The 10,682-nt window shown below is 68.0% G+C and carries 11 protein-coding genes; 6 read left to right on the forward strand and 5 right to left on the reverse strand.

All coding sequences use genetic code 11. From position 1 onward, the window contains the following. Window positions 1-253 precede the first annotated feature (253 nt). Both KME77_RS08720 and dop read left to right on the forward strand, forming a co-directional pair. Complete coding sequence (locus KME77_RS08720) at window positions 254-1,351, forward strand: acyltransferase family protein (RefSeq protein ID WP_246609453.1); 1,098 nt, start codon at window positions 254-256, stop codon at window positions 1,349-1,351. Window positions 1,352-1,437: 86 nt separating this feature from the next. Continuing rightward, window positions 1,438-2,952 (forward strand): depupylase/deamidase Dop, encoded by a 1,515-nt coding sequence (dop, locus tag KME77_RS08725; protein ID WP_246609454.1) that lies wholly within the window; start codon window positions 1,438-1,440, stop codon window positions 2,950-2,952. A gap of 37 nt (window positions 2,953-2,989) precedes the next feature. Here dop and KME77_RS08730 read toward each other — a convergent pair whose 3' ends face one another. After that, window positions 2,990-3,340 (reverse strand): hypothetical protein, encoded by a 351-nt coding sequence (locus tag KME77_RS08730; RefSeq protein WP_308250620.1) that lies wholly within the window; start codon window positions 3,338-3,340, stop codon window positions 2,990-2,992. Window positions 3,341-3,543: 203 nt separating this feature from the next. On the opposite strand from KME77_RS08730, the gene KME77_RS08735 reads away from it, so the two are divergent. Both KME77_RS08735 and KME77_RS29130 read left to right on the forward strand, forming a co-directional pair. Further along, a complete protein-coding gene (locus tag KME77_RS08735; RefSeq protein ID WP_219463784.1) occupies window positions 3,544-3,753 on the forward strand; it encodes a ubiquitin-like protein Pup in 210 nt (69 codons plus the stop codon). 33 nt (window positions 3,754-3,786) lie between these two features. Then, the gene (locus KME77_RS29130; protein WP_219463786.1) at window positions 3,787-4,782 is read left to right on the forward strand and encodes an endonuclease VII domain-containing protein; all 996 of its coding nucleotides are present in this window, start codon (window positions 3,787-3,789) and stop codon (window positions 4,780-4,782) included. Here KME77_RS29130 and KME77_RS08745 read toward each other — a convergent pair. Genes KME77_RS08745 through KME77_RS08760 form a run of 4 tightly spaced genes read right to left on the reverse strand, consistent with a single transcriptional unit; the run spans window position 4,758 to window position 8,905 of the window. After that, complete coding sequence (locus tag KME77_RS08745) at window positions 4,758-5,840, reverse strand: ABC transporter ATP-binding protein (protein ID WP_219463788.1); 1,083 nt, start codon at window positions 5,838-5,840, stop codon at window positions 4,758-4,760. The two genes, KME77_RS29130 and KME77_RS08745, sit on opposite strands and share 25 nt — an antisense overlap. After that, window positions 5,837-6,655, reverse strand: coding sequence for a carbohydrate ABC transporter permease (locus KME77_RS08750; RefSeq protein WP_219463789.1), 819 nt, complete (start codon window positions 6,653-6,655; stop codon window positions 5,837-5,839). The genes KME77_RS08745 and KME77_RS08750 overlap by 4 nt, the downstream gene beginning before the upstream one ends. Beyond that, window positions 6,652-7,566 (reverse strand): carbohydrate ABC transporter permease, encoded by a 915-nt coding sequence (locus tag KME77_RS08755; RefSeq protein WP_219463791.1) that lies wholly within the window; start codon window positions 7,564-7,566, stop codon window positions 6,652-6,654. The genes KME77_RS08750 and KME77_RS08755 overlap by 4 nt, the downstream gene beginning before the upstream one ends. Continuing rightward, complete coding sequence (locus tag KME77_RS08760) at window positions 7,538-8,905, reverse strand: extracellular solute-binding protein (RefSeq protein ID WP_219463793.1); 1,368 nt, start codon at window positions 8,903-8,905, stop codon at window positions 7,538-7,540. The genes KME77_RS08755 and KME77_RS08760 overlap by 29 nt, the downstream gene beginning before the upstream one ends. A 204-nt stretch (window positions 8,906-9,109) precedes the next feature. Here KME77_RS08760 and prcB point away from each other — a divergent pair, with 204 nt between their 5' ends. Further along, window positions 9,110-9,925, forward strand: a complete 816-nt coding sequence (gene prcB, locus KME77_RS08765; protein WP_219463797.1) for a proteasome subunit beta — start codon at window positions 9,110-9,112, stop codon at window positions 9,923-9,925. Between the two features lie 20 nt (window positions 9,926-9,945). Then, window positions 9,946-10,682: proteasome subunit alpha (gene prcA / locus KME77_RS08770; protein ID WP_219463799.1), on the forward strand; the 737-nt coding region annotated here is incomplete at its 3' end.

Here is a 10,682-nt window from a genome sequence, read left to right on the forward strand (position 1 = left end):
ATGGGGACTGGAGTTCAGAGGTGTGCCCTCCCGACCCCGCCGTGCGGACCCGCCGGGGCGGCCGGGCTGCTCGCCCTCGACGACCCGGCCCGCGACGCCCTCGGCCTCGGCCCGGACAGCCGGGTGCTGCTCGTCGGCACCGAAGGCCCCGTGTGAAAATCGGTGCCAAGGGAACCAGAGGGGCACAAGTGACGTCCAAGCGGGCGTGGATGATCACTCCAACCGGCCGCGACATTCTCGCGGGGACGGCCGATTGGCCGAGCTCGACCTGCTGAGATTCATCGCCGCGCTGGCGGTGCTCGCCTTCCACTACCTGATCGCCTTCGCCTCCGTCTGGGGCGAACGGCCCGCCGAGCTCTTCCCCGCAGTCGCCCCCGTCGCCGGGCTGGGCATCCTCGGCGTCGAGCTGTTCTTCGTCATCAGCGGGTTCGTCATCCTGATGAGCGCCTGGGGGCGCGGGCTCGGCGCGTTCGCCCGCTCCAGGGTGGTGCGCCTCTACCCGGCGTACTGGCTGAGCCTGGCCGCCGTCGCCGCCGTCTACGGCCTCACCGGCGCCAAGGCCCTCGACCCCAAGCTGTCGGCGGGGGAGTACCTGGTCAACGCCAGCATGTTCCAGCGGCTGTTCAGGGTCCTGGACGCCAGCGGCGTCTACTGGTCGCTCTGGGCCGAGCTGCGCTTCTACCTGATCATGGCCGTCCTCGTCATCATCGGCGTCACCTACCGGCGCGTCCTCGTCCTCGCCGGGACCTGGCTCGTCTGCGCGCTCGGGGTGGAGCTGCTGAGGGTCACCGAGGTGCTGCAGAACGAGGCGCTCAGCGAGATCGTCATGCCCCGGTACGCGCCCTACTTCGTCGCCGGTATGTCGCTGTACCTCATCCACAGACACGGCAATGCTTTGCTGCCCTGGCTTTACGTTCTCGGCGGCTACGGCATGTCGGTGCACTCCGCGCTCGAACGCGTCCACGGCCGGATCGAGGTCGCCGGGTTCAGGAGCATGCCCGTCGGCGACGTCAGCGTGATCGTCACCGTCACCCTCGTCTTCGCCGTCATGGCGCTGGTCGCCCTCGGCGTGATCAGGATGCGGCCCTCGAAAATCCTCACCGCGCTGGGCGCGACCACGTACCCCCTCTACCTTTTCCACTCCGTGGTGGCCGTCGTCCTCATCCCGGTGCTCATCGGCGGCATGCCGCCCTGGGCCGTCGCGCTGACCACGACCGTCGCGGCCGTCCTGCTCTCCTACCTCGTCCACGCCCTCGCCGAACGCCCGATCCAGCAGCTTCTCAAGCCACGCAAAGGCTCACAAACCCCACCAGTTCCGGCTGTAAAGGTTGAAAAGGCCTCGGTGCCATAACTCTGTGACCCTGGGGCACTGTGAAGGGCATAGGCTCGGGCATATAAACGGCGGATAGACAGACCCGGACGAACAGAGGGTGTTGCATGACGGTGCGTCGGGTGATGGGCATCGAGACCGAGTACGGCATCTCCGTACCAGGTCAGCCAGGCGCCAACGCGATGGTGACCTCCTCCCAGGTGGTGAACGCCTACCTGGCGGCCTCGGCCGCCAGAGCGCGCAGAGCGAGGTGGGACTTCGAGGAGGAGAACCCCCTGCGCGACGCGCGCGGCTTCGACCTGGCCAGAGAGGTCGCCGACAGCAGCCAGCTCACCGACGAGGACCTCGGCCTCGCCAACGTCATCCTGACCAACGGCGCCAGGCTCTACGTCGACCACGCCCACCCGGAATACTCCACGCCCGAGTGCACCAACCCACGGGCAGCCGTCATCTGGGACAAAGCCGGCGAACGTGTGATGTATGACGCTGCACAGCGAGCCTCCGCCATCCCGTCCAACGCGCCGATCCAGCTCTACAAGAACAACACCGACGCCAAGGGCGCCAGCTACGGCTGCCACGAGAACTACCTCATGCGCCGCGCCACCCCCTTCGCCGACATCGTCCGCCACCTCACCCCGTTCTTCGTCTCCCGGCAGGTCGTCGTCGGCGCCGGCAAGGTCGGCATCGGCCAGGACTCCCGCGGCGAAGGCTTCCAGATCAGCCAGCGCGCCGACTTCTTCGAGGTCGAGGTAGGCCTGGAGACCACACTCAAACGGCCCATCATCAACACGCGCGACGAACCGCACGCCGACCCCGAGAAGTACCGCCGCCTGCACGTCATCATCGGCGACGCCAACATGTCTGAAATATCGACATACCTCAAGCTCGGGTCGACCGCACTCGTCCTCGCCATGATCGAAGACGGGTTCCTCAGCCGCGACCTCGCCGTCGAGAACCCCGTACAAGCCCTGCGAGCCGTCTCCCACGACCCCACCTGCCGCTACGAGATCGCCATGCGCGACGGCCGCAAACTCACCGCCGTCCAACTCCAGATGGAATACCTGGAACAAGCCCGCAAGTACGTCGAAGAACGCGGCACCGCCCAGGAAGAGATGAACAAGGACATCCTCGACCGCTGGGAATCCGTCCTCACCCGTCTCGCCGAAGACCCCATGCAACTGTCCCGCGAACTCGACTGGGTCGCCAAACTCGAACTCCTGGAGGGCTACCGCACCCGCGACTCCCTCCCCTGGAACCACCCGCGGCTGCAACTCGTCGACCTGCAATACTCCGACATCCGCCCCGACCGAGGCCTCTACAACCGCCTCGTCGCCCGCGGACGCATGCAACGCCTCGTCAGCGAGGAAGACGTCCAGCGCGCCGTCGAGAACCCGCCCAACGACACCCGCGCCTACTTCCGCGGCCGCTGCCTGCGCCAATACAGCGAATCCGTCGCCGCCGCCTCCTGGGACTCCGTCATCTTCGACATCCCCGGACGCGAATCACTCCAGCGCGTCCCCACCCTCGAACCCCTGCGCGGCACCAAGGCCCACGTCGGCGAACTCTTCGACCGCTGCCGCACCGCCGCCGACCTCGTCGCCGCCCTCACCGGCGGCGACTGACCACCCCCGGCCGGCGGGGGTTCGGCTCGATCGCTCCTCAGAGCAGCCCCACCCCCAGCGTCAGCGTGCCCACCGCCAGACCCGCGCCACCCGCGTACGTCAACCAGATCAACCGGTTCGGCTTCGTGTCACCCGGCCGCGCCACCGACAGGAAGAAGCCCAGAGGCATCAGGATCGGCGCCGCCACGATCAGCGTGCGCACCACACCTTTCAGGCCCTCCGACAGGTCGGCCTGATCCACGTACAGCATCGCCACCAAGCTGAACAACACCAGCACCCCCGCATGCGCGTGCCCCGCCCGCCACAGGCCCCGGCGCACCGGGTTGTCGCGATAGCCGGGAACGTTCCGCATGAGGAACGTCAGCAGCGAAACGCCGCCGAACGCCACTGCGGGGACTGTGATCAGAAGCACACCTGCCGTGCTCAAGGACGCGGGGGACATCGGAACCTCCTGTGTGACCAGGGATCCAGTATTGGATAGCGAAGCTATCTAGTCAAGTCGCCAAGATCGCGGCGCGATGCGCGCGAAATGTCTGCCGGTTCGGGGAAGATATCCCTCAGAGGAGTCCCCCAAGCGGAGGTAGGTAGGACATGGCAAGCAAGGACACCGGCGGCCAGAAGCAGGCCGGTCGGCGCGAGTCCGAGGTCGAGGAGACCGAGGCGTCGGCGGCACCGGATGTGCAGGAGCGCCAGGAGAAGCTCACGGACGACGTGGACGCAATTCTGGACGAAATCGACGAAGTTCTCGAAGAGAACGCAGAGGAATTTGTCAGGAGCTATGTACAGAAAGGCGGTCAGTAGGGGGCGAAACGGACATCGGGGGGAGGTTGGCGGGTGGATGTGCCCGACGGGTTTAAGTGGTGCTCGGATTGTGGGGAGGCCAAGGCGGTCTCTGAGTTCGGGGCCAACAAGCGGATGAGTGATGGGCTCGCCCGCTACTGCAAGCCATGCTTCGCCGTGCGCTCCACGCGGAGTTACCGCAAGCGCAAGGCCGAGCAGGGAAAGATCGTTCGCGAGAAGGTCGAGGTGCCTGCGGGGAGCAAGTATTGCCCGCGCTGCAAGGAAGTGAAGGCTGTAACGGAGTTCGGGCGTAATCGGGCGGAGAGGTCTGGGCTCGCCGCGTACTGCAAGCCGTGCCACAACACGGTGATGCGCGAGGACCGCATCCAGAAACACGGCAGCACTCGCAACTACCACCTGAAGCGCCGTTACGGCATCACCGAGGACGACTTCGACCGGATGCTCGCCCAGCAGGAAGGTCTGTGTGCCATCTGCCGGGTCGTCCCCGGCACGTTCGTCGACCACTGTCACGCGACCGGCCTGGTGCGCGGCATTCTCTGTTTCAACTGCAACAACGGTCTTGGGCACTTCAGCGACAGCACCGCGTTGCTGGAGGTGGCCGCCCACTATCTCGAAGGTGAGGTCCTCTGGCCCGATCTTGTGATCCCGCCGGAGGCGCGCGGTGCGAAGGCTGTGGCGCGGACCAGGGCTTACCACTTGGCCCAGCGTTACCGGATCCGCCCTGACGATGTCGAGGGCATGATCGCCGATCAGCATGGTCTGTGTGTGATCTGCTGGGGGCGTCCGCCCGAGCATGTGGATCATTGTCACCGTACGGGTGACGTGCGTTACGCGCTCTGTTTGCCGTGCAATTCGGGCATCGGGCAGTTCAGGGATGATGCCGGGGTGGTGCGGCGGGCGTGGTCGTACCTGGAGGCGACCGTCCCGATGTGGGATGTCGCGGAGCTGTCCGAGGAGGAGGTCGAGGAGTTGATCCGCGCCGATGAGGCGATGCGGAATGACTTCTACAGCAGGGCGGTTCCGGTGTAGACGGGCTTTCGGGGCGGGGCCTGCAGCAGGTGGCCGTCCTTGTAGAGCAGGGAGCGGCGGGGGAGTGCCCAGGCGGGCGTGCCGATGGCGGGTTCGTCGCCCTCGGGGACGACGGCCTGGATGAGGGTGCCGTCGTTCTCAAGGGTGACGAGGGTGCTGGTGCCGAGGTTCTCCAGGACGGAGACGGTGCCGGGGAAGGCGTCGGGGCGGGTTTGTGGCAGGACGTCCATGTATTCGGGGCGTACGCCGTACACGAGGTCGCCTTCTGGGGTGCCGGTGGGGGCGGGGAGGGTGGCGCCGGCGACGTGGAGGGCGCCGTCGGTGTGCCGGCCGGGCAGCAGGTTCATGGGTGTGGAGCCGATGAAGGCGGCCACGAAGGTGGTGGCGGGGCGTTGGAAGACGTCGGCGGGGGTGCCGATCTGGATCATCCGGCCGTGGGACATGACGGCGATGCGGTCGGCGAGTGCGAGGGCTTCGGCCTGGTCGTGGGTGACGAAGACGGTGGTGACGGCGAGTTCGCGTTGCAGGCGTTTGAGGAAGGTGCGGGCTTCGAGGCGGAGCCGGGCGTCGAGGTTGGACAGGGGTTCGTCGAAGAGGAAGGCGGTGGGGTGGCAGGCGATGGCGCGGGCGAGGGCGACGCGTTGCTGCTGGCCGCCGGAGAGCTGGGCGGGGCGGCGGTGGAGGAGTTCGGCGAGGCTGAGGCGGTGGGCGACGTCGGCGGCTTTGGTGGCGCGTTCGGCGCGGGGGACCTTTTTGATGCGCAGGGGGTGGGCGATGTTGTCGGAGACGGTCATGTGGGGGAAGAGGGCGTAGTCCTGGAAGACCATGGCGACGTCGCGGCGGCCGGGGGGCAGGGGGGTGACGTCGGTGTCGTTGATGTGGATGGTGCCGGAGGTGGGGGTTTCGAGGCCGGCGACGGTGCGCAGGAGGGTGGTCTTGCCGCAGCCGGAGGGGCCGAGGAGGGTGAAGAACTCGCCGTCGCCGATGGTGAGGTCGAGGGTGTCGAGGGCGCGTACTCCGCCTGGGAAGTCCTTGGTGAGCCGGTGCAGCGTGATCACCGTTTGATCCCTCCGTGGAAGCGGAAGCCGTACCGGTGGGAGACGAACAGGTACATGGCGACCACGGGTAGCGAGTAGAGCAGGGAGAAGGTGGAGATGAGGTCGAGGCGGGGGGCGCCGCCTTCGGTGTAGAGGGTGTAGAGGATGACGGATCCGGGGGCTTTGTCGGGGTCGCGCAGCAGGATGAACTGGAACAGGAATCCGCCCCAGACGCTGGCGAGGGCCCAGACGGCGATGGTGGCGAGGCCGGGCCGGACGAGGGGGACGACGATGTGGCGCAGGATCTGCAGGGGTGAGGCGCCGAAGACGCGGGCGGATTCCTCGTAGGAGGTGGGCGTCTCGTCCATGAAGTCCTTGAGGATGAAGATGGCGGCGGGCAGGAGGCCGCCGGAGACGACGAGGATGACGCCGAGGTGGGTGTCGATGAGGTCGAGCCGGGTGGCGAGTTCGAAGATGGGGACCATGGCGGCGGTGCCGGTGACGACGGACGACAGCAGCAGGAGCAGGTAGAGCAGTACGTCGCGGCCGGGTACGCGGACGCGGGACAGGGCGTAGGCGGCGAGGGCGGCCAGGACGACGACGAGGGCGGCGGCGCCGCCTCCCTGGATGAGGGAGTTGCGGATGGAGCCGAGCGCGTAGGGGTTGTCGAGGATGGCGGCGAAGTTGCGCAGTGTGAATTCGGGGACGGACGTGGTGATGGCGGGGCCGGCGTCGAAGGGGGCGCTGGCCAGCCACAGCATCGGCAGGGTGAAGAAGGCGAGGGCGACGGCGATGAGGACGGTGGCGGCCAGCCGTCCGACGGTGTGGCGGATCATGCCGGTGGTCCTGTGAGGGATTTGCGTCTGCCGCGCAGCAGCCGCAGGTAGGCCAGCGCGAAGATGAGGTTGATGAGCAGGATGAGGAAGGAGACGGCGGCGCCGGCGCCCAGTTCGCCGCCTTTGAGGGCGATGTTGTAGACGTACACGGGCAGGATCTCCGAGCGTCCTTCGGGGCCGCCGCCGGTCAGGACGAACGGCGTGAAGTCGTTGAAGGTCCACAGGCTGATCAGCAGCAGGTTGGTCAGCACGTGGCGTCTGATGAGGGGCAGGACGACGTCGCGCAGCTGCTGCGGCACGCCGGCGCCGGCGAGGCGGGCGGTCTCCAGGTGGGAGGGCGGCACGTTCTCCAGTGCGGCGGAGTAGAGCATCATCGAGAACGCGGTGCCGCGCCACACGTTGAAGACGATGATGGACAGCAGCGGGTGGTCGAGCAGCCAGGCGAGGCCGGGGGTGTGGAGCAGCGCGTTGAGGGTGCCGTCGTCGCGGTCGAGCAGTGCGAACCACAGGAAGCCGACGACGGTGCTGGGCAGGATCCATGACAGCAGGACGACGCCTTCGACGGCTCGCCGGACGGGGCCGGTGCGGCCGCGCAGGATCCAGGCGAGGGTGAAGCCGAGCCCGGCCTGGCCGATGACGGCCGAGCCGCCGACGTAGGCGACGGTCAGCCACAGGGAGGTCAGGAAGCGCGGGTCGGTGAGGGCGTCGGTGTAGTTGTCGAGGCCGACGACCTGCGGGTCGGCGGCGGCCAGGCCGGTGAGCCGGTAGTCGGTGAGTCCGAGGTAGATGGTCCACAGGGCGGGGAAGACGAGGAAGACGCCGATGAGGACGAGCGCGGGCAGCACGAACGCGGCGGCCCGCGCCTTTCCCAGTCCCGCGGCGTCACCCGGCGGTGACGTGGTCGGCGCCACCGACGAGTCCTTCCAGCTTGCTCTGGTAGGCGGTGGCGGCCTCGTCGGCGCCCCTGCCGCTGACGACGGCGGCGGTCGCCTCCTGCAGGGCCACCGACACCTGCGGGTAGACGGCCAGGCCGGGCCGGTAGGCGGTGACGGGCAGTACCTCTTCGGCGACGTACTCCAGCATGGGGTCGGCGCCGAGGACCTCGGTGTTGACGTCGGTGCGGGGGCTGATCCGCGCCTGCCCGGCGAGCTGTGACTTCACGGCGGCGGCGGAGTGCATGAAGGCGAGCAGGTCCCAGGCGAGTTTGGGGTTCTTGGAGTTGGGGTTGAGCACGCGTACGGCGCCGCCGGACATGCTGACGAAGTCCTGGCCGCGGATGCCGCCGCCGGGCGTCTTGGCGGGGATCTTGGCGTAGCCGACGGCGGTGTCGCGGTCGGCCATGGGGGCGACGCCGGCCTTCGGCTCGATGACCGAGCGCCAGAAGTAGTCGCTCTCGGCCAGGATGCCGATCTTCCCGGCGGCGAACTGGGCGAAGGACTTGTCGCGGCCCTTGGCCTCCTGCTGCAGCTTGGGGTCGCTCAGTCCGGCGCTGTAGAGCTGCTGGTAGAAGGCCAGGACGTCCTTGAGCGGCTGGGAGGCGCCGGTCCATTTGCCGTCGGTGTAGATCTCCGATCCGGCGCCGGCCAGCAGCGGCAGGACGCCCTGCATGGTGGTGGCCTCGCCCATGGCGGTGCCGGCGTTGATCTGGATGGGTGCCGGCACGCCGGCGGCCTTGAGTTTCTGCCCGGCGGCGACGATCTCCTCCCAGTTCTTCGGCTGCCACGCCTCGGGCAGGCCGGCCTTGGCGAACAGGGTCTTGTTGTAGAACAGGACGCGGCCGTCGGTGCCCTGCGGCAGCCCGTACTTCTTGCCGTCGAAGATGCCGAGCCCCTGGACGGCCTGCGGGATCTGGGACCAGCCCTCCCAGCTGTCGACGGTGGGGCCGCCGACGTCGGTGAGTGGTTTGACGTAGCCGGCCTGGGCGAACTCGCCGACCCAGATGCCGTCGAGGTCGATGACGTCGGCGCCGGTCCCGGACTTCAGGTCGAGGGCGATCTTGGTCTTGTACTGTTCGTCGTTGACGCCGCTGGGCTGGAACAGGACCTTGACGTTCTGGTGGGTCCGCTCGAACTCGGGGATGACCCAGCGTTTGATCCAGTCGGCGGACTCGGAGTTCTTGCCGCCGGAGATTGAGTTGGCGGCGATGATCAGGGTGACGTCCTCGGTGCCGGCGGGCGCGCCGGTCCCGCAGGAGGAGAGCGCGAGGACGGTGAGGGCCGCGATCGCCGCAGGCCGGCGGGGGAGTGTCATGTCGGCCTCCTGTTCAGGACGTGCAGACATACCGACAATCGCACGGCGGGTCGCGAGCGTAAAGAAACGATCTGGTGAACGGTTCGCCGTGAGCTGATCGTGGGAAGTGCAGACAGCAACGCAACATGAGTAGGGTCGCCCTAGGGACAGTGACGTTTGGGAGGGAGTCGCGTGGCATCGCAAAGGGATCTGCCCGCCGGCTTGATGAACCAGCTTTTCCACAACACCGGGAGTTCGTCGTTCACGGAGTTCCTCGGCTCACACGCGCCGGGGCTGCTCCCGGTGCGTGATGAGGTTCTGGCCACGCCGATCGGCGACCAGGTTCCGCACGCGACCACGATCGTGGCCGCCACGTTCGCCGGCGGGGTGGTGATGGCGGGCGACCGGCGGGCGACGTCGGGCAACATCATCTCCCAGCGGGACGTGGAGAAGGTGTTCCGGGCCGACGACTATTCGTGCATGGGCATCGCGGGCACCGCCAGCACCGGCATCGAGATGGCCCGCCTCTACCGGGTGGAGCTGGAGCACTACGAGAAGCTGGAGGGGCGCACGCTGTCGGTCAACGGCAAGGCCAACCGGCTGGCCGCGATGATCCGCGGCAACCTCGGCATGGCGATGCAGGGGCTGGTGGTGGTGCCGCTGTTCGCGGCCTACGACCCTGACCGTGACGGGGGGCGGATCTTCAGCTACGACGTGGCGGGCGGTCCGTACGAGCGGGAGAAGTTCGACGCGATCGGCTCGGGCTCGATCTTCGCGCGCGGGGCGCTGAAGAAGCTGTACCGCGACGGCGCGTCGGCTGACGACATGGCGATGACGCTGATCCAGGCGCTGTACGACGCGGCCGACGACGACTCGGCGACCGGCGGGCCCGACGTGACGAGGAAGATCTGGCCGATCGTGTCGGTGATCGACGACGAGGGCTTCCGCCGCCTGACGGAGGAGCAGGTGTCGGGTTATGTCGAGCAGATGCTGCAAGCCCGGCTGATCTCCCCTGACGGCCCCATCGCCCCGCTGCGCTAGAAAGGACCTCTTCGGTGTCCATGCCTTTTGGATATGCGTCCCCTGAGCAGATCATGCGGGACAAGGCCGACTACGCGCGTAAGGGCATCGCGCGGGGCCGCAGCGTCGTCGTGCTGCAGTACGAGGACGGCATCCTGTTCGTCGCGCCGAACCCGTCGCGGGCGCTGCACAAGATCAGCGAGATCTACGACCGGATCGGGTTCGCGGCGGTGGGCCGCTACAACGAGTTCGAGGAGCTGCGTCTGGGCGGCATCCGCTACGCCGACATCAACGGCTACACCTACGACCGTTCGGACGTGACGGGCCGCGGGCTGGCCAACCTGTACGCCTCCAACCTGGGCCGGATCTTCACCGAGTCGATCAAGTCGCTGGAGGTGGAGGTCGTGGTGGCCGAGGTGGGCGACTCGCCCGACGGCGACGCGATCTACCGGCTGACGTTCGACGGCTCGGTGTTCGACGAGCACGGGTTCGCGGCGATGGGCGGCCAGGCGGACGCGGTGGCGGGGCGGCTGAAGGAACGTTACAGGGAGGCCATGCCGCTGTCGGACGCGCTGGAGGTGGCGCTGACGGCGCTGACGGAGCCGGGCGGCGAGCGTCCTCCGGTCGGTCAGCTGGAGGTCGCGGTGCTGGACCGTAAGCGTGAGCACCGCAAGTTCCTGCGCCTGGTGGGCCCGCGGCTGGAGCGGCTGATCGGCCAGGCGGCCCCGGCGGAGCCGGAGCCCGAGCCGGAGGCGCCGGCGGACGAGGCCAAGGCGCC

The organism is Nonomuraea rhizosphaerae (genome assembly GCF_019396405.1).
GTDB classification, from domain to species: Bacteria; Actinomycetota; Actinomycetes; order Streptosporangiales; family Streptosporangiaceae; genus Nonomuraea; species Nonomuraea rhizosphaerae.